This window comes from Marinomonas aquiplantarum (assembly GCF_003314975.1).
GTDB lineage: Bacteria > Pseudomonadota > Gammaproteobacteria > Pseudomonadales > Marinomonadaceae > Marinomonas > Marinomonas aquiplantarum.
The window spans coordinates 108,760-129,193 of the sequence record NZ_QNRF01000008.1; the positions used below are offsets into that span (position 1 = coordinate 108,760).

The 20,434-nt window shown below is 45.9% G+C and carries 23 protein-coding genes; 10 read left to right on the top strand and 13 right to left on the bottom strand.

From position 1 onward, the window contains the following. Positions 1–10: 10 nt before the first annotated feature. Positions 11–925: a response regulator transcription factor gene (locus DFP76_RS14450; RefSeq protein WP_113875325.1), complete on the top strand. Its 915-nt coding sequence runs from the start codon at positions 11–13 to the stop codon at positions 923–925. A gap of 16 nt (positions 926–941) precedes the next feature. Here the strand turns inward: DFP76_RS14450 and DFP76_RS14455 are convergent, their stop codons facing one another. The 6 genes from DFP76_RS14455 to DFP76_RS14480 form a co-directional block, all read right to left on the bottom strand. Beyond that, a complete protein-coding gene (locus DFP76_RS14455; protein ID WP_113875326.1) occupies positions 942–2,027 on the bottom strand; it encodes a PA0069 family radical SAM protein in 1,086 nt (361 codons plus the stop codon). A 67-nt stretch (positions 2,028–2,094) separates the two neighbouring features. After that, complete coding sequence (locus tag DFP76_RS14460; protein WP_113875327.1) at positions 2,095–3,153, bottom strand: FecCD family ABC transporter permease; 1,059 nt, start codon at positions 3,151–3,153, stop codon at positions 2,095–2,097. Next, on the bottom strand, positions 3,150–4,121 hold the full coding sequence (locus DFP76_RS14465; protein WP_181799859.1) for an ABC transporter substrate-binding protein: 972 nt from the start codon (positions 4,119–4,121) through the stop codon (positions 3,150–3,152). Before DFP76_RS14465 ends, DFP76_RS14460 begins: the two co-directional genes overlap by 4 nt. Beyond that, positions 4,118–4,930 carry an ABC transporter ATP-binding protein gene (locus DFP76_RS14470; RefSeq protein WP_245931950.1) on the bottom strand — a complete coding sequence of 271 codons (813 nt, stop codon included), beginning with the start codon at positions 4,928–4,930 and terminating at the stop codon, positions 4,118–4,120. The genes DFP76_RS14465 and DFP76_RS14470 overlap by 4 nt, the downstream gene beginning before the upstream one ends. 300 nt (positions 4,931–5,230) lie before the next feature. Next, positions 5,231–6,850: a methyl-accepting chemotaxis protein gene (locus tag DFP76_RS14475; RefSeq protein ID WP_113875329.1), complete on the bottom strand. Its 1,620-nt coding sequence runs from the start codon at positions 6,848–6,850 to the stop codon at positions 5,231–5,233. Between the two features lie 282 nt (positions 6,851–7,132). Continuing rightward, entirely contained in the window at positions 7,133–7,756 is a 624-nt protein-coding gene (locus DFP76_RS14480; RefSeq protein ID WP_113875330.1) for a glutathione S-transferase family protein, read from the bottom strand. A 137-nt stretch (positions 7,757–7,893) separates the two neighbouring features. On the opposite strand from DFP76_RS14480, the gene DFP76_RS14485 reads away from it, so the two are divergent. Both DFP76_RS14485 and DFP76_RS14490 read left to right on the top strand, forming a co-directional pair. After that, positions 7,894–8,736: a LysR family transcriptional regulator gene (locus DFP76_RS14485; protein WP_113875331.1), complete on the top strand. Its 843-nt coding sequence runs from the start codon at positions 7,894–7,896 to the stop codon at positions 8,734–8,736. Positions 8,737–8,763: 27 nt separating this feature from the next. Continuing rightward, the gene (locus DFP76_RS14490; protein WP_342767832.1) at positions 8,764–9,357 is read left to right on the top strand and encodes a DJ-1/PfpI family protein; all 594 of its coding nucleotides are present in this window, start codon (positions 8,764–8,766) and stop codon (positions 9,355–9,357) included. A gap of 5 nt (positions 9,358–9,362) precedes the next feature. On the opposite strand, the gene DFP76_RS14495 is transcribed toward DFP76_RS14490, so the two are convergent. Continuing rightward, positions 9,363–9,644 carry a putative quinol monooxygenase gene (locus tag DFP76_RS14495; RefSeq protein ID WP_113875332.1) on the bottom strand — a complete coding sequence of 94 codons (282 nt, stop codon included), beginning with the start codon at positions 9,642–9,644 and terminating at the stop codon, positions 9,363–9,365. A gap of 94 nt (positions 9,645–9,738) precedes the next feature. Between DFP76_RS14495 and DFP76_RS14500 the strand changes: the two genes are divergently transcribed. Next, the gene (locus tag DFP76_RS14500; protein ID WP_113875333.1) at positions 9,739–10,173 is read left to right on the top strand and encodes a MarR family winged helix-turn-helix transcriptional regulator; all 435 of its coding nucleotides are present in this window, start codon (positions 9,739–9,741) and stop codon (positions 10,171–10,173) included. A 133-nt stretch (positions 10,174–10,306) separates the two neighbouring features. Beyond that, on the top strand, positions 10,307–10,729 hold the full coding sequence (locus tag DFP76_RS14505) for an organic hydroperoxide resistance protein (protein ID WP_113875334.1): 423 nt from the start codon (positions 10,307–10,309) through the stop codon (positions 10,727–10,729). Between the two features lie 67 nt (positions 10,730–10,796). Here DFP76_RS14505 and DFP76_RS14510 read toward each other — a convergent pair whose 3' ends face one another. Next, on the bottom strand, positions 10,797–11,615 hold the full coding sequence (locus DFP76_RS14510; protein ID WP_113875335.1) for a helix-turn-helix transcriptional regulator: 819 nt from the start codon (positions 11,613–11,615) through the stop codon (positions 10,797–10,799). A gap of 208 nt (positions 11,616–11,823) precedes the next feature. Here DFP76_RS14510 and DFP76_RS14515 point away from each other — a divergent pair, with 208 nt between their 5' ends. Beyond that, on the top strand, positions 11,824–12,840 hold the full coding sequence (locus DFP76_RS14515; RefSeq protein WP_245931948.1) for an alpha/beta hydrolase family protein: 1,017 nt from the start codon (positions 11,824–11,826) through the stop codon (positions 12,838–12,840). Here the strand turns inward: DFP76_RS14515 and DFP76_RS14520 are convergent. Beyond that, positions 12,824–13,894, bottom strand: coding sequence for a helix-turn-helix domain-containing protein (locus tag DFP76_RS14520; protein WP_113875337.1), 1,071 nt, complete (start codon positions 13,892–13,894; stop codon positions 12,824–12,826). The two genes, DFP76_RS14515 and DFP76_RS14520, sit on opposite strands and share 17 nt — an antisense overlap. A 176-nt stretch (positions 13,895–14,070) precedes the next feature. Between DFP76_RS14520 and DFP76_RS14525 the strand changes: the two genes are divergently transcribed. Beyond that, positions 14,071–14,424, top strand: a complete 354-nt coding sequence (locus DFP76_RS14525) for a DUF805 domain-containing protein (RefSeq protein ID WP_113875338.1) — start codon at positions 14,071–14,073, stop codon at positions 14,422–14,424. 13 nt (positions 14,425–14,437) lie between these two features. Next, positions 14,438–14,986: a hypothetical protein gene (locus DFP76_RS14530; protein ID WP_113875339.1), complete on the top strand. Its 549-nt coding sequence runs from the start codon at positions 14,438–14,440 to the stop codon at positions 14,984–14,986. Between the two features lie 172 nt (positions 14,987–15,158). Here DFP76_RS14530 and DFP76_RS14535 read toward each other — a convergent pair whose 3' ends face one another. From DFP76_RS14535 to DFP76_RS14550, 4 genes are read right to left on the bottom strand one after another with little or no spacing between them, the layout of a single operon-like run. Further along, entirely contained in the window at positions 15,159–15,887 is a 729-nt protein-coding gene (locus DFP76_RS14535; RefSeq protein ID WP_113875340.1) for an amino acid ABC transporter ATP-binding protein, read from the bottom strand. Further along, a complete protein-coding gene (locus tag DFP76_RS14540) occupies positions 15,874–16,524 on the bottom strand; it encodes an amino acid ABC transporter permease (protein WP_113875341.1) in 651 nt (216 codons plus the stop codon). The genes DFP76_RS14535 and DFP76_RS14540 overlap by 14 nt, the downstream gene beginning before the upstream one ends. Beyond that, complete coding sequence (locus tag DFP76_RS14545) at positions 16,521–17,183, bottom strand: amino acid ABC transporter permease (protein ID WP_113875342.1); 663 nt, start codon at positions 17,181–17,183, stop codon at positions 16,521–16,523. The genes DFP76_RS14540 and DFP76_RS14545 overlap by 4 nt, the downstream gene beginning before the upstream one ends. 9 nt (positions 17,184–17,192) lie before the next feature. Then, on the bottom strand, positions 17,193–17,984 hold the full coding sequence (locus tag DFP76_RS14550; RefSeq protein ID WP_113875343.1) for a transporter substrate-binding domain-containing protein: 792 nt from the start codon (positions 17,982–17,984) through the stop codon (positions 17,193–17,195). A gap of 323 nt (positions 17,985–18,307) precedes the next feature. On the opposite strand from DFP76_RS14550, the gene DFP76_RS14555 reads away from it, so the two are divergent. Together DFP76_RS14555 and DFP76_RS14560 are read left to right on the top strand one after the other, a co-directional pair. Beyond that, on the top strand, positions 18,308–19,126 hold the full coding sequence (locus tag DFP76_RS14555) for a MurR/RpiR family transcriptional regulator (RefSeq protein WP_063333711.1): 819 nt from the start codon (positions 18,308–18,310) through the stop codon (positions 19,124–19,126). A gap of 100 nt (positions 19,127–19,226) precedes the next feature. Beyond that, entirely contained in the window at positions 19,227–20,429 is a 1,203-nt protein-coding gene (locus tag DFP76_RS14560; protein ID WP_113875344.1) for an amidase, read from the top strand. Positions 20,430–20,434 lie beyond the last annotated feature (5 nt).

Below are 20,434 nucleotides of genomic sequence, written 5' to 3' on the forward strand. Positions count from 1 at the left end.
TAAACAGCTGATGAAGAGTGAGAATCACAATAATGACATAGTGCTGGTCGTAGATGACTCGCCTGATGCATTAAGTTTGATACACGATACGCTCGAACAAGCTCATATGGATGTACTGGTTGCCTTAGAAGGAAAGCAAGCTTTAACGATTGCTAAGCGTATTCGCCCCGACATCATTTTGATGGACGCCATCATGCCTGTGATGGACGGTTTTACCGCCTGTAAAGCTCTGAAACAAGATCCGGCGTTGGCTAATATCCCGGTGATCTTTATGACAGGCTTGAATCATACGGATGACATAGTGCGAGGCTTGGAAGCAGGCGGCGTAGACTATCTCACTAAACCCATTCAGCCAAATGAACTGCTGGCGCGTATGAAGGTGCATTTATCGAATGCGCGTTTAAATAACAATGCTCAGTTTGCGCTAGACAGCATGGGGCAAAATTTGATGACCTTTGATCGCTCAGGCGGCATTGCATGGGCCACACCACAAACTCACGCTTTGATGGCTAAGGCTCGACTCACGCCAGATTGGCAAGTTGACCAACTGAGTCATCTGGTAAAAGATTGGCTGGCTCACTCACCGCAAGAGGGTAACCGATTGCCTTTATCCCATCTCGACTATCCTTTGACGTTGAAGTTTCTAGGTATGACAGAACAGGGTGAAGCTCTAGTGAAACTGGAAGATGGGGAGCGTTTATCGGGGGCGGAATTGTTGCGTAACCGTTTGTCGTTAACCGAGCGTGAATCGCAAGTATTGCATTGGATCGCCAACGGCAAAACCAATCGCGAAATCGGCGAGATTCTGGCCATGAGCCCGCGCACAGTAAATAAGCATCTAGAGCAAATTTTTCCCAAACTTGGGGTAGAGAATCGTACCTCGGCAGCCGGAGTGGCATTACGTATTCAAGCCAATGCAGAATAAGTTTAGCAAAATTGGCTTAAAATAATCCAAATTGATCGCCCGTTTTGGGCGGTAAACTGAACCCTGAACAATCTAAATAACCATGGCGCTGATCGCTCAAGCCATGCTTTTTACGAGCCATGCGAAAGCGCTGATTAATGATGTCAGCAAACAAGCCTTCTCCAGTCATTCGTTTACCAAAACGACTGTCGTAAAGCTTGCCACCGCGAATGTCCATAATGCGTTGTAACACATGATCGGCCCGTTGTGGAAAATGCTGGTGTAACCATTCTTCAAACAGGGGCGCCACTTCGTGAGGCAAACGCAGCATGATGTAATGAATGGATTGTGCGCCAGCCTCTGCGCTTGCGGCCACAATGCTTTCCAGCTCATGGTCGTTAATAAAAGGGATCACAGGCGCGGCCAGTACGGTGACGGGAATGCAAGCGTCAGATAGTGCCCTAATGATGTCTAGTCGCTTACTGCCAGACGCGGTTCTGGGCTCTAAAATTCGTTTCAAATCCTTATCTAGGGTCGTCACACTGATGGCAACATGGACCAGTTGGTATTTAGCCATCTCGGTCAGTATGTCTAGATCTCGAAGAATCAGTGCGCTCTTGGTAATCAAGGAAATAGGCTGCTTGTGTGCTAAGGCGACTTCTAATAGTTCACGAGTGATGTTGAGGTCTTTCTCAATGGGCTGATAAGCATCGGTATTGATGCCCAAGGCAATCGGCTCACACTGATAGTTAGGGTGAGCCAGCTCTTTTGCGAACAACTCAGCGGCATTGGTTTTGGCCACTAATTTGGTTTCAAAGTCTAACCCTGGGGACAAATCCAGATAAGCGTGAGTAGGGCGCGCAAAGCAATAAATGCAGCCATGTTCACAACCTTGGTAAGGGTTGATGGAGAGATTAAACGGCACATCAGGGGATTGATTGCGACTGATGATGCTCTTGGCTTGCACATGATGTACTTGAGTTTGCGGATGCCATGACTCGCGGGCGATCAGAGTGTCTTCGTTAATGTCCTGAGTAACCTGCTGTTTGCTAAAGCGTCCGGCCAGAAGATTACTGGTGCCGCGACCTTTTAGAGGTGAGTTGAATGGATCTGAGGACGACATAATAAAGCCTAAAATACTGTTTATTTATACAGTATTTTAGGCTTTTTCAGTGTTGCTGCAAGGACTTTTACGAAAAGTCGGTATGTCGCTTGTGCCGCATCAAGATGATAAAAGCGATGCCGCCAACCAGACCAGTTAACGCCCCAATGGGAATGTCTTCTGGTGGAATGATAGAACGCGCAGCTGTGTCGGCCAGCACGAGGAAAATAGCACCGAGTAATGCGCTCAAAGGCAGTAGTTTTCGATAATCACCACCCACTAAGAGTCGAACTATGTGCGGCACCATTAAGCCAACAAAGCCGATGACGCCCGCAAAGGCCACGGCTGCGCCAGTTAGTAAGGCGCAGACTATAATGACAGTAAGGCGAAAGCGGGTGACTGGTATGCCTAAACTGGCGGCGCTTTCGTCGCCTAGCATCATGGCATTGAGGTAACGTGCTTGATAAATCAGATAGCTACTGCCAAGAATAAGCGCGATTAATGGGAACCAAAGTTGCTGCCATTGCGCTAATCCCAAACCACCTAACATCCAAAAAATCGCCGTGTGTGCCGCTCTGTGGTCACCTAAAAAGATGAATAAGTTACCCATTGCGGTGAGCACAAAGGCCACCGCGACGCCGGATAAAATCAATCTACTTGCGCTGTAAGAGGCGGAAAAATTCGCCACACTTAGCACCATAAAGATACCCAGCAAGGCGCCCATAAAGGCAAACAGAGGCACTGTCATGACACCGAGAATCATGCCTGTGTGCAGCAAGGCCACAATGGCTCCTAAGGCTGCGCCAGAAGATACGCCTAACAAGTGTGGGTCAGCCAAGGGATTGCGGGTTACCGATTGCAGCGCAGCCCCTACTATGGCAAGCGACGCTCCGACCATAGCCGCTAATAAACTTCTGGGTAAACGTACTGCCCAAACAATGTTTTCTTTCCCCTTTGACCAATAAGGTTGAACATCAAAAATAGCCAGCTTGTGACTTATGATTTGCCATACGGTACTTTGCGGAATCGACACTGAGCCAAAACTAATCGCGATGCCAACAAAGACGATCAGGCTTAGGCTCAAGAGTAGAATCAACATGGGCATGCTGTTCAGTCGACTTATCACACGCCACTTTTGGATCTTCATTGTGTTGCTCTGAAAGCCTTGGCAAGGCGTTTTATGGCAGCGATGTTTCGTGGGCCCGGTGTGGCTTCCACATATTCCAATACCACGAAACGATTGTTTTTCACCGCTGGAATGTCTTTGAAGGCAGGATTGCTGCGCATAAAGTCAATTTTTTGCTGTGCTGTAACTTGCCCATAATTCACTATGATGATGGCCTCTGGTGCACGATCAATAACCGCTTCCCAACCAACTTGTGTCCAGCTTTTCGCCACATCATCCAATACGTTAACACCGCCAGCGGCTTCGATCAGTGCCGTCGGCATACCAAAACGACCTGAAGTAAAAGGTTGCTCTTCACCTGAGTCGTAGACAAACACTTTAACTGGTTGATCCAGCTTTGGTAACTCCGCTTGGAAATTTGCCAATGACGTTTGATAGCCTGCTACCAATTGTTTGGCACGCTCTTCGACGTTAAAGATACGACCTAGGTTGAGTAAATCTAGGTACATGTCCTGCATGGATACCTTCGCCTTATCCATAATGTGGACACAGCTTTCGGTCAGTTCGTATACCCTGATTCCTAATGGCGCTAAGGTGTCGGGCGTAACGCCACCGCCAACTCGCATGCCATAATTCCAACCGGCAAAATAAAAGTCGGCATCCGCACCTAAGAGTACTTCTTTGGTTGGGTATTTGGCCGACAATTCCGGTAGCTCACCTATGCCTTCACGTAAATCAGGGGCGAGGGTTTTCCATCCCGAGATACCAGTGAATCCCACCATATGATCTTGTAGTCCAAGTGCCAGCATCATTTCAGTGAGGTTCACATCGTTAGAAACCGCAGCGGTTGGGGCTTTCTCAAAAGTAACTTGTCGATCACAACTCTGTACTGTGACAGGATAATCGTGGGCGTTCGCTGTCATGCTCACAGTGCTGGCCATAACGGCTAGGCTAAGGGCGACATAATGGCCGAAATAGGACGAGGTCATGCTTGTTCCTTTTCTGTTTCTAGGTGAAATGAATAGCTTGGACGAGGTGTGTTGGGTTGAGTGTGGGTCACACTTTCAACGCTGAACACATTACGAATTTGTTCTTTTGTTAAGGCTTCTAAAGGCGGTGCGCAATCAATAATCTGTCCAGCTTGCATGATGAGAATGCGATCGGCATAGCTTGCGGCTAGTGACAGATCGTGCAGTGACACGATGACGGTACAAGGGAGTTGGTTGAGCAGTTCCAATACTTCCAGTTGGTGGCGAATGTCTAAGTGATTAGTCGGCTCGTCTAGGATTAGCACATCCGGTTGTTGGGCTAAGGCGCGGGCAATCATAACGCGTTGTTTTTCACCACCAGATAAGGTTTCAAAACGGCGCTCTTTGAGGCTGAGTACATCTAATGCCGCCAAGGCTTTATCAACAATTTGACGGTCTTCTTTGCTGCTTTTCCAGCTTAACGACTTGGGGGTGAGACCAATCTCCACCATTTCAAATACGCTTAATCCAATAGCGTGGCCTGCGTCTTGTAATACCGTGGCAATGCGTTTAGCACATTGTTTGGCGGACAATGACCAGATACTTTGATTGTCCAACAGCACCTCACCTTGGTCGGGTGGATTCATGCGGTATAAACAGCGTAGCAAACTGGTTTTGCCTGAACCGTTGGGGCCTACTATGGTTAACAATTCCCCTGCTTTTATCTCAAGATTCAGTCCAGACAAAAAAGCGGATTGCGCTTTAGGCTGAGTCCAGCTGACATTATTCAGCTGCATGCTCGCAGGACGGCATGACTGAAACAAATCCATCACGGATAAGCTCATTGAGGCCAAATGGTGAGAGGGGGGCTTAGTGGACATTAAGATAATGGGCTCACGGTAAAAAATGTTATAATATAACAAAATAGAGCTTAATGGAAAGCGGCTCAGTGCGATTCAATTGAAAACAGAGAAAAGCCGTTTATTTTGTTGGCGCCACTATAAAGAGGTGAGGCTCGGTGAACAAGTGAATTCAGGTGGGAATGATTCAGGTAAAGTTGCAAGAGATTGATAGACAAATGACTGGCGTGCACCTAGAGCATCGCCAGTCAGCTATCGCCCGTGAATCGCTTAAACAGTAAAGCGCTTCACGCGACTGGAAAGCTCGTTTGAATTGGCCAAGGTTTCATTGACCGAGTGGCTAATACGTCGTGATACTTCCATGACTTCTTTTGACATATCAGATAGGGCTGACAGATTTTCGTTTATTTCGTCTGTGACTTTGCTTTGCTGTTCGGTCGCGCTGGCAGTCTGGGTCGTAAAGTCGTAAATACGATCCGCTGATTGCTTGACTGTATTGATGGCCTCCATAGTTTGGTGAGAAAGACTGGCACTGGAACTGGCCATTTCAACGCTTTCACTGATGACATTAACAGCACTGCTAACCCCTGTTTGTAAATCGTTGATCATGCCTTGTATGTCTTCGGTGGAGGCTTGTGTTTTGCTCGCCAACTCTCTTACTTCATCTGCTACCACGGCAAAGCCGCGACCTTGCTCTCCGGCTCTGGCCGCCTCAATCGCCGCGTTTAAAGCTAAAAGGTTGGTTTGCTCTGAAATGCCCAGTATGACGTCGAGTACCGATGCAATACGATCTGATCGAGTCGAGAGCTGGTCAATCACTGATGCGGCGCCTTGAATTTGGTCCGCTAAGGAGTCCAGTTGATTGATTGCATGTTTCAGCTGTTCCACTCCTTGGTCTGCAGAGCGGTTCAACTCTTGCACCTCATCGACCGTCTGAGCGGCATTTTGTGCTACTTCTCTGGTCGCGCCGCCCATTTCTTCAACGGCGGTGACCACAAAGTCTAACGATTGATGTTGACGCTCACTGAGTTGAGCGGATTCTTGCGCGGAAGAACCCAGGCCTGCCATTTCATCACGAATGTGCTCACAACCATTTCTGACTTCACCAATAATGCCGCCAAGCTTACCGACAAAGAGGTCTAATTCTCGACTTAACTCACCCGTTTCATCTTTTTTAGTGCTGTTGATACGGCGTGTTAAATCCCCGTCGCCGGCACTGATTTCATGTACACCATAAGTGACTCTTTTAATGGCTCTAGATATGTTGCGAGGCGCAAACCAAGCCAGAGAGATACTGAGGATTAATACCAAGACGGCTAAAATAGCCACGGAGAGCTTAAAATTTTCAGCATAAGCATGAATGCTCTTGAGTTCTAACGCCGCAATTTCACTTATACGTTCCTCTGATTGATCGTATAAATTTCTCAGTTGAGTGAAGCTGGCTTGGTTTTCCCCAGTGAGTTTTACGATAGCGCGATCATATTGGTATTGTTTAGTGAGGGTGATGATAAACTCAGTTTGTTGATGCCATACTTGATATTGGTTTTCGAAATTTATTAATAAATCTTGTATCTCATCTAGCTCACTGGTCATCGTCTGGAAGGATTTCATACGATCATAGGCTTGTTGCGCATTTTCAAGCACGATGCTCTCTTGTTCTGCGACATCCACTCCGTGTTTGGCAAATACCAATGAAGCCAAGGCGAGTCGCGATTGATATAAATCGCGATCGGCATTTTGGATGAGGGATGAGCCAGAGGCATATTTTCCCATATTATTTTGTAAGTAGTGAACGAGGCTTTCCGCTGCAATAACGACGACCAAAAAGGTCACGGCCAAGCCGCCAAATGCGAAGGTATAGCGCCCCCGAATGGTTTGAAATAGTGACATGAAGCGTTCCTTGAATGTGAAACTATTAATTAATAGAAGTGAATAACTTCCCTGCTATACAACGGTCTAACGCTTTCAGAGTAGGTATGAAAAGACAATAGCACTCATTTAACAGTGGCACTTTATTCATTATGTGCAAAAAAAAAGATTGTAATTTTTTTTATCTGTCCCATTGGGTGATGACTAGATGAGGGGATAAAGGCCGACGATGCTTGGTGTTTTTTGTTAAAGACGTCGTCAGCCTGAGGGGCTTAATCGCTAAATGGATGGCCGAATAGGCACCTATGATACCGATGGATTATAAGTGATCGGGATGTACCAGCTTTGTGCTTGAATTACTTTTATCCAACGTTGCACATGCGGGTAATCTGATAATTGATAAGCACCGCCTTCTTCAGCGACATGAGAATAAGCGAAAAGGCAAATGTCGGCGAGAGTAAGGTTATCACCTACTAAAAAGTCTTGTTTAGATAACTGGTCATCCATTAATTTGAGCGCAGCCTGACCTTGTTGAATGCGCTCTGGTAGCATTTGTTCTTTTAGCTCCGTCATGGCGTTATGAGTTAACCAGAAACGTACCGAAGCAATATTAGGTTCATGGCTGTATTGTTCCCAAAATAGCCATTTATAAACTTCTGCTTTTTGTAATGGATCTGATGGCAAAAGCTCACTATGGCGTGTTTCTGCGAGATACAGAAGGATGGCATTACTTTCACTTAAGCAGTGACCATCATCCAGCTCTAAACAAGGGATTTTACCGTTTTGATTGAGTGCCAAAAACGCTTCCGTATGCGTTTCACCTTGGGTGATGTCGTATTCTTTTAGCTCGTAGTTTAACCCTAATTTGGCGCAAGTAAGGCGAATTTTATAACCGTTTCCAGAAGGCAAAAAATCGTGCAATATCATGCTAATACTCCAATAAAATAGAAAAGGAATGTGGTCATCATGGGGTTAGACTAGTGTGATGAAAAGCGAATTTAATTGATGGCATTGTTAAGTCATTTTGATGAATCAACTCAATCAGATCCAAACAGAGGTAGGCGGTGGATACGGAATTACTTAAAACCTTAGTGGCCATTGTCGACCATGGCAGTTTCCAGCGGGCCGCAATGCAAACCTTTCGTACGCCATCGGCTATTAGTATGCAGATGAAGCGGCTGGAAGAGCAGGCAGGGACGCAATTATTTGTCAAACAAGGCAGAGAACAAGCGTTGACAGAAGATGGTCAGCGTTTAGTGCATTACGCCAGACGTATTCTACAGCTACAAGAGCAGGCTTTAATGTCGTTGAAAGGCCCGCAGCAAGGCGCTTTGATTCAATTAGGGTGTCCCAATGATTATGTGGCGAATTTATTGCCTTTGATTATGACAACCATGGAAGAAATGGCGCCTAGACTCAGGTTCCGAATTCGTACTGGTACGTCGATTGAGTTGCGAGAGCTGATGGATAAAGGGGAAGTGGATCTGGCTTTGGTGACACGCTCTCCAGGCAGTGATGAAGGGTTAGCTTTGTATCAGGATAAAGGCGTCTGGGTCGCCAAGAAAGGCTTCGATTGGCAAGCCAGTTTGTCACCTGTGAACTTAGCCATGTATGAGCCAGGTTGTAAATTTCATTCCAGTGCCATTGATGGTTTGCAAAAGAAAGGTGTGGATTATCACCTATATTGTGTGACCTCGAATTTGGCGTTGATCGAAAGCTTGCTGGTGGCGGAAAAGGCCATTTCAGCCATTGCCAGTGTTAGTATCAGCGATCAGCTAGAGGTGATTGAGAGTGATGTCTTACCCAGTTTGCCGAGCATTGAAATTGCCTTTAGTCGCTCTGCTTCCGCACCGGAATGGTTGACGGTAAAGTGGATTGAAGAAGTGATCGCTAAGTTACAGTCCTAGTTATAAGGCAAAGTCGTGAGGGAAACTATGAAACCTATTAAAATCGGCATTTATCTTTATGAATTGGCGGAAGTTCTAGACTTTTCTGGGCCATTTGAAGTGTTTACAACGGCCGCCAGAGTCAGTGAAGAAACACCTTTTGAGGTGTATTTGATTAGTGAAGATGGGCAAACTGTCTCTGCGCGAGCAGGTTACAAAGTGGTGCCAGATTGCAGCATTAAGGACCACCCCGAATTGGATGTTCTGCTGGTAGTAGGAGGCGATCATTCGCAGGAGGTGAATAAGCCCAACGTGTTAGATTGGATAGCTCAGCAGGCACCAAAAGTCAGCTGGTTGGCTTCTGTTTGCACCGGTGTTTTTTTGTTGGCCAAAGCTGGTGTGCTTCGATCAAACAAGGTGACCACTCACTGGGAAGACATAGCGGACTTACAGCAATTGTATCCTCAGCTCGATGTCGTGGAAGGCGTACGCTGGGTGCAACAAGACCAACAACTGACGTCGGCCGGTATATCGGCTGGCATCGACATGAGTTTGCAAATGGTTAGCCTACTGCACAGTGAGAGCTTGGCCGAAAAAACGGCGCGACAAATGGAATTTGATTGGACGAAAAAACCAAACTAAAAAGACTATTTCCCTTGAGAGACACTGTAAAAGCGTTCCACGTTGTGGGTGACTTGCCCCCAATGTGACGTTTTGACTCTGGCTTGGTGTAAGTCAAATGCGGCTTGATCAATAAATTCTTCGTACACCTCAAACCTTAATGGGTTGTGGACATTTTGTGTCACTTTAAAGGCCAAGCAGCCTTTTTCTTCTTGAGTAAGTTTCATGTGCTCTGGAAGAGCTTGCTGCACCTGATTGAGATCTTGATGAGGCACCATAATGTGCCCAGTGAGTGTGATTTTTGTCATACTTTACCTTCTTCTTGTGTCTGTCTAATGTAATGCGATGACATGAAAGTTTCGTTAAACTAGCAGAATTATTTGAACGCTTCTGTGAGCCCTTATGAAACCGAATGATCCTCTGCTACTGGATAACCAACTTTGCTTCGCTTTGTATTCTACGTCTCTGGCGATGACTCAGTTCTATAAAGAGCCATTAGCGAAAATTGGTCTTACTTATCCGCAATATACCATCATGCTGATTTTATGGGAGCAAGACGGTGTTAGTTTAAAGCACATTGCGCAAGCCTTAGGGCAAAAATCAGGCGCTTTGACGCCGGTCATCAAGCGCATGGAGGGGGATGGTCTAGTGCAGCGTTTACGGGGAGTTGAAGACGATCGCAGTTTGAGTATTGCGCTTACCGAAAAAGGTCGTGCGTTACGAGAACAAGGCTTGGAAGTGAATCGTTGTGTGGCTGAAGCGTGCGGCATTGAGATGCAAGAAGTGATCGCTTTACGAGACCAGTTAAACCGACTTAAAGCAAAACTAATGGAATAATGGTTGTGCAGTCATAATTATCGCGATAACATATATTTAATAGCTCACTCAGGTGAGCTTTTATTTTAGTCATATTGTTATCGCGATAACTATTTTAAACAATACTGTTTTAATCATTTAAGGGAGTCTTATTATGCAAGCATTATATACAGCAACCGCTACGACCACAGGTGGCCGCGATGGTCGTTCCATCTCATCTGATAATCGTCTTGATGTGGCGTTAAGCACACCAAAAGAATTAGGAGGTGCTGGTGGTGAAGGTACAAACCCAGAGCAATTGTTTGCGGCAGGCTATTCCGCTTGCTTTATTGGTGCATTGAAATTGGTTGCGTCTCAGCAGAAAGTGACATTGCCAGCAGACCTAACCGTCACAGCAAATATTGGCATAGGTCCAAATACCAAAGGCGAAGGTTTTAGCATCAGCGCGGATATGACCGTCAGCCTTCCTGGTATTGAAAAAGCGGTTGCTGAACAATTAGTCGAAACAGCTCACAAAGTGTGCCCATACTCTAACGCAACACGTGGCAACATTGATGTGAATTTCGACATCAAGTAAGTCTAGATTTTCTCAATGTCTCACCGAACAGCCCCTACGAACTGCGTATCCTAGGGGCTGTTTGTGTTTATTTCTGATTTAGAATGGTTTTTAAGTCGTCACTGGAATCCGGCACTAATGACACCTTGAGTTGGAAAGGTTTAAACATCTTATTGATGATTTCCGCAGTGTAGTTGCCTTTGTCGTTTTCTACTTCCGATAGGGTTTTACGTGAGACACCAGTCAATTCTGTGTAGGCTTCTTGTCTTAACCCCAACACTTTTACTCTCAATTCTCGAAGTGCTTCCCCTTGACTGAGGTCGCCAATTAAAAGGCGTTTCACCACATCTTGCGTAGCAATCTTTTGTTCGTCTTGAGTGAGAGTTGCTAAGTTTTTTGAAGCGCGTTGACGATTCGCATTTTCTGCAAGAGCTTGAATGTCCTCTACAGAGGTTTTACGCCTAGTTGAACGTGGACGTCGTGTGACTCGTTGAACCGGCTTCGACTCGGCACTTGTTGCGGTAACAGCCGTGTCTTGATGAGTCAGTGATTCCGTTGCGGCCTGATTAACTATTAGGTCGTCAACCGGTACGGTTGTTTGAGTGGTTTCTGCTTTACTAACCGTGTTTTCAACTGGGGAACTCTCGGTCGTAGTCATGCTGGTTACTTCGGCTTCAGGCGATTTGCCATCAATGGATTTGTTTTTCTTATCATTAGCCTGGACTTTAGGCGATTTTTTGCCTTTCTTGGTGACGGCAGGCGCCTCTTTTTTAAGCGCTTTTTTATCTTTTTCTGCCTTTTTCGCCTTTAACTTAGCCTGCTTTTTTTTCTTTACCTCAGCCTTTTTGGATTTTGCTTTTGGCTTTTTCATCGGTTGAGGGCTGTCTAACTGATCTTTCATTTTCATACTTGTTGCACTCCAATCAGATTGAATTCTTGCCTACCAAGTAAGGCTACAAGGATAAGATGACAAATAAGTAACAATACAAAGTATATACCATGAATTTCATTTATGGAGATTTGACGATATTAGTCCTCGATCTTGTTTTAGGACGCAAAAACTCACGTATTTCATCATATTAAACCGATCAATTTAGATGTTAATAAGGGGTGAGATGATGAAGATTTATGTCAGTTTGGTGTTTTGGTTATTGTCTTGCTGCGGTTACGCCGTGGCGTCGAGTGTGGGATTTGATCAGACCATTTTGTATGGTGAAAGTGATCGACCGTTAAAAGTCAGTGTTTGGTATCCGTCTAAAGACGTGTTTCCGACAGAGAAAGTGGCTGAGAATCTGGCATTTTTTGGAACCAAGGTGGTACGAATCGGCACGCCATTGTCGGGTCAGTATCCGCTGGTGGTGATATCGCATGGTTATCGTGGCAATTGGCGAAATCAGAATTGGCTTGCTACGAAATTGGCGCATGACGGTTATGTGGTCGCTGCACTCGATCACCCTGGCACCACGTCGTTTGATCATTCGCCAATGGCGGCGGCTAAGTGGTGGAAACGGCCAAAAGACATCTCTCGTTTATTGGATTGGTTGTTGGATGACTCTAATTTAACACCTTATATCGATCCGACTAATATTACGGCCATAGGCCATTCTTTAGGTGGTTGGACTGTAATGAATTTGGCTGGCTCGGAGGTTGATAATGAGCAGTTGTCGGCGGACTGTTTGCCCACGCCCAACTCGCGTGTGTGTAGTTTAACGGCTGAGTTAGGGATGTTGAATGACAAACCTTTGGGAGTATCAAGCTTACGTGATGAACGCATTCGCAGGGTCGTGTCGCTGGATTTAGGTCTTGCGAGGAGCTTTTCTAAGCAAAGTCTGCAAACCTTGACGGTGCCGACGTTAATACTCGCGGCGGGTGTCGACATAGGTGACTTGCCTCAAGCGCAGGAATCAGGTTTTCTCGCCAAATACATAGCAAAAAACAAACGCCGCTATATTGTTTACCCAGACGCGGCGCATTTTAGTTTTATGCAAGTTTGTAAGCCTGGGGCAATTGAGATCCTTGAAGAGGAAGTGCCGGGCGATGGCATTATTTGCAAGGATGGTGGTCAGCGTTCACGGGCGGCATTGCACCAAGATATGTTGCAAAAAATATTGGCTTTTATTCGTTCGACCTAGTTTGCGTACTGTCCTGCATTGAGTGGCGAAAAGCACTGGGTGTTTGTCCTGTCACTCGGGAAAACTCTCGATGAAAGTTTGATTTAGTCTGAAAACCAGAGTCGAGATACACCTGAGTGATGTTTTTGTTGGTGCTGATCAGTAATTGCTTCGCTCGTTCAATACGGTATTCGTTCACTACTTGCGAAATGTTGCGACCGTAACATTGGTTGATAGCGGCCGATATTTGTCGAGCTGGAATGCAGGCTTTACGAGCCAGCCGATCTAGGCTGAGATCAGGATCAAGAAAAACGTCTTTTGTCGTCAGCAACACATCGATTTTATGGACAATGTCGTTTACTTCATCGGTCGATAACGGCTGGTTAGATTTGTCTTTTGATGCCGCTATGGTGGTTGATTGTTCATCGTTTTGGGAAGCATCACGGTGGTTCGGCGCCATACTCAAGCTCATCATAATTACAGCGATGACGAGAACGGGCAAAAGAACAGCATGGCTAATCGTCAGAATCAGCAGGATGTGATCTCCAGAAAAGAAGGCGTAATCGATGGCCACCGCGCCATCAATCATCGCTGACATTAATAGCATAGCGCCAGCGATCCGCTCGGCTTTGAGGGCGTTATCAATGTCTGACAAGCGGACTTGTTCTGGAAGGTTGGAAGTTTTGTAAGAGGCTCGAATTAACGCTGCGCCATAAGCCACATATAAGAGCGTCAAAACCGGGTCCAGAGGTGGTTGCCAAAAGGGATAAGTGAAAGAGGCTAAGGTGACAAAAACCGGAGGCAGTAGATGCCAGATTTTAAATGGGTGAGGCTGATGCGCGATCGAAAAGCAGTACCAAGCGGTCACTGGAATACAGGAAGCTAAAATAGGCTGTATCAGGCGAAATAATGGATAGTCAAAGCTCCAGCGCAGCCCAACCACTGTTGTTGTTAACGCACATAAGGCGATAAACACAAACGCAGATGGCGTGGTTTCTTCGCGTCTTAGGAACAGCAAAATGGCCAAGATTGACAGTAATAGGGCGACCACAAAAGGTAAAGGAATGGCGATCATGTTAGCTCCGTCTAATGTATGGGTCTTGGTTGTATCAGTATGACTTTTACCTGCTTCATACTCGCTATTATGTCCTAAAAAGGCTTCAAGGACGTCCTAAATCCGGTTTTAGGACGCTATCTCTCACTCACTCTTCTAATTTTTACGCTTCGATCATTCTTATTTAGGAGCAAAGTATGAATTGGTATCTGGATGCGTGGCAACGTTATGCGCAATTTTCAGGAAGGGCATCACCAACAGCGTTTTGGATGTTCTTTTTAGTGAACGTTTTAATCTCGCTTGTGTTTGCCTTGTTGGAAATAGCATTCCAAGTGACATGGCGAATCGAGGCGATTTATAGCGTGCTGGTGTTTTTACCCATGTTGTCTTTGACGGTACGAAGATTACACGACACCAACCGTTCAGCGTGGTGGTTGCTGGTGTTGTTAGTACCTGCGATAGGCTTGCTGGTATTACTCGTTATTTTGGCTTTACCCACAGAGCCAGAAGACCCTTTTGGACATTATCCACAAAATAAACCGATGCGATAAACAGGAGTTAAATATGAAAGGTGTTAATAACTTACCCCACTTATCCACCATGTTATGCCTGTTTTGCACCATGACACTCTTATCGGCTTGTCATTCCGCTGAAGAAGAGCTGGCGGAAGGTACTGTGTTTGGACAAATATCGACTCAGGTGAATGCTCTGGTGGTCATCCCTTCGCCGAAGGTTGGTACTTTATTCAACTTAAGAGGGGTGGCCGGTAAAGGGCAAATGATTGCACAAACCTCTCAACATGATTGTGTTGCCATGCCAATACGTTTTGCTGCTGGGGATTTTGGTGGCACAAAGGTCGGCATCTATGATGGTCAACCGATTCGCTTACGCATTTATCAAAAAGACATCGCTCAGCGCTTGTTATCTGGCGACGAAGTGACCAGTGAGCATTATCGTGTGAAAGCGGTTGGTGATGGCGTGTTAGGTGATATCCAAATTGAATCTGGACTTGGTTTAGATTATGGCTTTGTTCTCAATCCTGGAGAGTGGTCTTGGGGATCGATTTTGGGACTTCATAAAGAACGGGTGTCGTGTGAACCGCTGATGATTTAATGAACACTTAAAACCTACCCATATGTACGGTGTTTTTCATCGTTAGCTTAGGTAAATGGGATGGACTCCCCCACAATCGGCATCTATGTGCCAAGATTAGTTATTGAAATCACTAATCTAAAGGGAGAGTCCACATGACTATTATGAGAGTCGGTTTAGTTATAATGATCGTTCACAATACCGCTCCGATAAACTGTTTCAGTTCATCGGTTTGAGGGTCGGATAATAGGGTTTTTGAATCCCCTTGCTCCCAGACTTTGCCTTTGTGCATGAACACGACTCGGCTGCCGACGTCGCGAGCGAAGTTCATCTCGTGCGTGACAAGAATCAAGGTCATGCCTTCTTTCGCCAGTTGCTCCAGTACTTTTAATACTTCGCCCACCAGTTCAGGATCCAGTGCGGAAGTGATTTCGTCACACAGCAGAACTTTCGGGGACATAGCAAGCGCACGAGCAATGGCAACACGCTGTTGTTGGCCGCCAGAAAGTTTTTCAGGGTAGCTGTCGAACTTCTCCGCCAATCCGACTTTTTCCAGCATGGCTTTGGCAATATCGGCGGCTTCGGCCTTACTTTTCTTTAACACAATGGTAGGCGCCAACATGATGTTTTCACCCACTGTCATGTGTGGGAAAAGATTAAAATTCTGGAAGATCATGCCTACGCTAAGCGCAAGACGTCGCACCTGAATGTCTTCCGTGGTGACTTCATTACCATCCAGTGTGATGCCACCTTGTTGGTATTCTTCTAAGCCATTGATACAACGTAATAGGGTGCTTTTTCCAGAACCGCTTTTGCCAATAATAGAAATGACTTCACCTGCATTGATGTCTAAATCGATGCCTTTTAGTACATGATGATCGCCATAGTATTTATGGACTTGGTGTAGGTTAACGAGAGACATGGAATTTTTTCTCCAAATACTTGCTGTACAAAGAAAGTGGGTAGCACAGCACGAAGTAGATAAGCGCGACCAGAGCGAAAACTTTGAAGGGTTCAAAGGTGGCATTGTTCAGCATGGTGCCGACTTTCGTCAGTTCGACGAAACCAATGATCGAGGCCAGAGCTGTGCCTTTGATGACTTGCACTGAAAAGCCTACAGTCGGTGCAACGGCCACACGAATGGCTTGCGGCAAAATAATATGACGTAAGGTTTGAAGGAAGCTTAACCCTAAACAGCGGCTGGCTTCCCATTGCCCTTTGGGTAAGGTATCGATACAGCCTCGCCAAATCTCGACTAAGAATGCACTGGTAAAGAGTGTTAACGAGAGAATCGCTGCACCCCATGCGGAAATTTCATACCCCAGCATGGATAAGCCAAAGAAACACAAAAACATTTGCATCAGCAAAGGCGTGCCTTGGAATAATTCCACATAGAAGTGAACGCATTTTTGCACGACGTTATTACGAGTGAGTCGTGCAGCTGTCAGTAATAATGCCACACTGGTGCCGCCAATAAAGGCTGCGATGGAGAGTAAAATCGTCCATTGCGTGGCATACAGTAGATTACTGATGATGTCGTAATTGGAGAACTGAATCATCTCGCCTCCCGATAAGCAAACAGTCGTTTGCCGATTTGGTTAAAGATGAAGCGCAGTGCAATGGCCAACCCTAAGTACAAGAATGCTGTAACTAGATAACTTTCGAAGGCTCGGAAATTGCGAGACTGAACTAGGTTCGCGGCGTACGTTAGGTCCTCAACGGAAATTTGGGAAATCACCGCAGAGCCCAACATAACGATAATGCATTGACTGGTCAGTGCTGGGTAAATTTTTTCAAATGCTGGGGTGAAAATGATGCGAGTGAGAGTCTGACGAAAGGTCATACCCAGTACCTTGGCCGCTTCGATTTGACCTTTGGGAATGCTGTTTAAACCAGCGCGAATAATTTCCGTGCTATAAGCACCAAGGTTAATGGTGAGAGCGATCATACTGGCTTGCCAAGGAGACAATTTGAGTCCGAGAGACGGTAAGCCGAAGAAGATAAAAAATAACTGAACAATAAACGGCGTGTTACGAATTAATTCAACATATACGGTCACCGTGCGTTGACCGATAGGATGACCGTATTGTCGGGTAGCAGCACAACTTGTTCCGAGTGCAATGCCTAAAATGGTGGTTAAAAGGGTGAGTTCGACAGTGGTCATAAGACCACTGAAGAACACATCTGTGTATTGCAATAGATCCGAAAAATGCAACATGTTGAAGCCTTAAGCGCCAAAGCCTTTAGGAAGCGGCGCTTTTAACCATTTCATGGAAATGGCATTCAGCTCGCCAGAAGCCAGTGCTTTTTGAATCAATTCATTAACCTTAGTTTGCAGTGCCACTTCCCCTTCAGCCATACCAATGTAGCAAGGTGAATCTTTCAGCATGAATTTCGCTTCAGGTGCTTTGTTAGGCTGACGTTTAGCGATTTCCGTTGCGACCAGGTTGCCTGTTGCGATCAAACTAACCTGTCCAGATAAATAGGCTGTAAGAGTCGTGTTGTTGTCTTCGAAGCGACGCACATTGACGGACTTAGGCGCATTCTTTTCCAGTTCCAAGTCTTCAACTGAACCACGAGTTACGCCAACGGTTTTGTTTGCCAAATCGCTTATACTGTCGACCATGACTTTCTTGTCACCAAATACCCCTAGGAAGAAAGGCGCGTAAGGAGTAGAGAAGTCGATGGCTTTTTCACGCTCTGGATTTTTGCCCAAGCTGGAAATGACCAAGTCGACTTTTTTCGTTTGCAGGTAAGGAATGCGGTTAGCACTGGTCACCGGCACAATTTTTAATTTGACGCCCATTTCTTTGGCAATGTAGTTTGCCATGTCGACATCGATGCCCTGTGGTTGTAGGTCTTTACCAATGGAACCAAAAGGTGGGAAGTCCTGTGGCACAGCAATTCGAATGGTTTGGCGCTCTTTAATATCATCTAGCACATCTGCCGTAGCGTTTAGCGCCGAGAAACAAGCTGCGACAACAAGAGTGTTACTCAATAGTTTTACAATGCGTTTCATGGAGAGGGGTCCTTTTTCGTTTAGGGTTTAATTGAATGCCTGAAACACAATTTGCAACACTCATGCCAATATGAAACAAAAGTTTCTCCCTGCTTCTATCCTGTAACAAACTAGCCATTTCATAAGGTGATCGACTTTGGAAGGTGAAAAAGCCTTGCTTGGTCCCCAGAGGGAGCAAACGAGTTTTTTGTGTTTCACTATGGTGCATGGAAAGAATGTCTGTAACTTTTCTGGTGCAGTCATGTAGAAAGCGCCGCTTTCGGTTGGCAGTTAAACGAGAATCGATTAACTTAGTGCAATATTTGTGAGATTGAGGTTTCTAAGTGACAGCAAAACAGGATGTGTTATCCCTGATCGAAAAGAACTATCCGAGCTTGTCTTCGTCAGCGCGTGCCATTGCCAATTACCTACAGCAACATCCATTGGCAATTGTGAGCCAGACGTCAGCGGAGATAGCAGACAACACCAACACATCAAAAGCCACCGTGAGTCGCTTTTTTCGTCAGTTGGGATATGACTCTCATCAGAGTGCGAAGCAAGCGCAACTTGCCTTGCGTGAAAGTGGTGTGCCGATTTTTACCCAAGGCACTTCATTGGACCAAACGGAGCAAGAGCTAAAAAATTTATCACTGACGTTTGATGGTCTGCGCCCTGAGACCTTAAATGACATTAGTGCCAGTTTAGCAAACGCCAGTCGGGTGACCTTAATTGGTTTTCGCAATGCTTATCCACTGGCCTTGCACTTCCGCCAGCAATTACAGCAAGTACGTCATTCTGTTCGTTTGTTGCCTCAGCCTGGGCAAACCTTGGGAGAGGATTTACAGGATATTCTAGAAGACGAAGTCATCGTTCTGCTTGGTTTTCGCCGTCGTACTCGCCAGTTCAAACAAATTGTTGATTTACTGGAAGGGCGTTCAACGGTATTGATTACCGATCCGACTGGGCAAATTTATAACCAGCAGGTGTCTCATGTGCTGTTGTGCCACCTAGGGAATGAAAGTCCGTTTGATAGCTATGCTGCGCCTATGAGTTTGATCTCGATGTTGTGCAATCGGGTTTACGCTTGCTTAGGGGATGAGGCGAGAAAACAAACGAAAGAGATCGCGTCTTTGTATGAAACACTCAATGAACTTGAGCCCTAATACGGAAGCGGCAGTCTATTAAATTTACCGCCGATGATCTTTTGTTTCAGTTGACAAAGTGTTGAAACGAATGTTTCATAGACTCTAACAAGGGGGAGCTATGAAACATTTCATTGTACAAAATCCATTTCTATCGCCGTCACAACGAGTTCATTCTGACTCGTTTAAAAGTGCGACATCAGGCCAATTAAAAGGGCTCAGGTTGGCGGTGAAAGACTTGTTTCATATGCAAGGTTTGCCAACAACAGCAGGCAATCCTACTTGGCTCGAGACCCATCCTACGCCTGACTCTACCGCTTCCAGTGTGGCGACTTTAATGGCAAACGGGGCGGAGTTTGTTGGTAAAACCATTACTGATGAGTTGGCTTACAGTCTTAACGGGCAAAACATTCACTACGGTACGCCAGAGAATCCGGTAACACCAAATCGTCTGCCTGGAGGTTCTACTTCTGGCTCCGCTGTGGCCGTCAGTTTGGGGTTGGCTGACATTGGTTTGGGAACCGATACAGGTGGATCGATTCGTATTCCTGCCAGTTACCAAGGCTTGTTTGGGTTACGTCCGACCCATGGGGCGATTGCTGCGGATCATTTAGTTGCTTTGGCCCCGTCTTTTGACACAGTGGGCTGGCTCACTAAAGACCTAGAGACGTTAGACAAAACGGCTCGTGTTCTCCTTCAAAGCGACTATCAGAAAAATATTAATAACGTATTGATTGCCAAGAATTTAATCGACCAAGTTGCTCACGCAGCAGCGTTAAATGAACAGCTTACAAGATGGCGAGAGCAAGGGCGCTTACCCCAAGAATCTTCGCTAGTGATTGACACGAAAGCATGGAAAACCAGCGAGACATTTCGAACGCTACAAGGTGCTGAAATTTGGTGTGAACATGGTCAGTGGATTGATCATCTCAATACGCGCTCTGACATCGAGAAGTCCCCTGTTTTTGCGCCAGACATTGAACAGCGTTTTGACTGGTGTAAAACCATTTCTGTAGCGGATGTGAGCATAGCCAAACAGCAAAGAGAGCGATTTACGGATTGGCTGGAAAACGAAATGGCAGAGTCCGTGCTTATCATTCCAACGACACCTGGGTTAGCCCCATTGTTTTCTGCCAGCGAAGAGGAATTAGCCGAATATCGTCATCAATTGATGGACATAACAGCAATTGCTGGTTTGGCGGGGTTACCACAACTGCATTTACCTGTTTGTGAATTAGAGGGCGCGCCCTGTGGTCTTTCTCTAGTGGGGCCAAAAGGTAGTGATTTAGCCTTAATAAAGTTTGCTAAGAGCCTGTTGGAGTGAGACAG

Coding starts and splice junctions, on each gene's coding strand:
- DFP76_RS14530 (WP_113875339.1), top strand. CDS start 14,438: ATGAAAGGTGTTAATAACTTACCCCACTTATCCACCATGTTATGCCTG.
- DFP76_RS14495 (WP_113875332.1), bottom strand. CDS start 9,644: ATGACAAAAATCACACTCACTGGGCACATTATGGTGCCTCATCAAGAT.
- DFP76_RS14455 (WP_113875326.1), bottom strand. CDS start 2,027: ATGTCGTCCTCAGATCCATTCAACTCACCTCTAAAAGGTCGCGGCACC.
- DFP76_RS14535 (WP_113875340.1), bottom strand. CDS start 15,887: ATGTCTCTCGTTAACCTACACCAAGTCCATAAATACTATGGCGATCAT.
- DFP76_RS14520 (WP_113875337.1), bottom strand. CDS start 13,894: ATGATCGCCATTCCTTTACCTTTTGTGGTCGCCCTATTACTGTCAATC.
- DFP76_RS14480 (WP_113875330.1), bottom strand. CDS start 7,756: ATGATATTGCACGATTTTTTGCCTTCTGGAAACGGTTATAAAATTCGC.
- DFP76_RS14450 (WP_113875325.1), top strand. CDS start 11: ATGAAGAGTGAGAATCACAATAATGACATAGTGCTGGTCGTAGATGAC.
- DFP76_RS14545 (WP_113875342.1), bottom strand. CDS start 17,183: ATGTTGCATTTTTCGGATCTATTGCAATACACAGATGTGTTCTTCAGT.
- DFP76_RS14470 (WP_245931950.1), bottom strand. CDS start 4,930: ATGGATTTGTTTCAGTCATGCCGTCCTGCGAGCATGCAGCTGAATAAT.
- DFP76_RS14540 (WP_113875341.1), bottom strand. CDS start 16,524: ATGATTCAGTTCTCCAATTACGACATCATCAGTAATCTACTGTATGCC.
- DFP76_RS14490 (WP_342767832.1), top strand. CDS start 8,764: ATGAAACCTATTAAAATCGGCATTTATCTTTATGAATTGGCGGAAGTT.
- DFP76_RS14550 (WP_113875343.1), bottom strand. CDS start 17,984: ATGAAACGCATTGTAAAACTATTGAGTAACACTCTTGTTGTCGCAGCT.
- DFP76_RS14460 (WP_113875327.1), bottom strand. CDS start 3,153: ATGAAGATCCAAAAGTGGCGTGTGATAAGTCGACTGAACAGCATGCCC.
- DFP76_RS14500 (WP_113875333.1), top strand. CDS start 9,739: ATGAAACCGAATGATCCTCTGCTACTGGATAACCAACTTTGCTTCGCT.
- DFP76_RS14560 (WP_113875344.1), top strand. CDS start 19,227: ATGAAACATTTCATTGTACAAAATCCATTTCTATCGCCGTCACAACGA.
- DFP76_RS14510 (WP_113875335.1), bottom strand. CDS start 11,615: ATGAAAATGAAAGATCAGTTAGACAGCCCTCAACCGATGAAAAAGCCA.
- DFP76_RS14525 (WP_113875338.1), top strand. CDS start 14,071: ATGAATTGGTATCTGGATGCGTGGCAACGTTATGCGCAATTTTCAGGA.
- DFP76_RS14515 (WP_245931948.1), top strand. CDS start 11,824: ATGATGAAGATTTATGTCAGTTTGGTGTTTTGGTTATTGTCTTGCTGC.
- DFP76_RS14505 (WP_113875334.1), top strand. CDS start 10,307: ATGCAAGCATTATATACAGCAACCGCTACGACCACAGGTGGCCGCGAT.
- DFP76_RS14465 (WP_181799859.1), bottom strand. CDS start 4,121: ATGACCTCGTCCTATTTCGGCCATTATGTCGCCCTTAGCCTAGCCGTT.
- DFP76_RS14475 (WP_113875329.1), bottom strand. CDS start 6,850: ATGTCACTATTTCAAACCATTCGGGGGCGCTATACCTTCGCATTTGGC.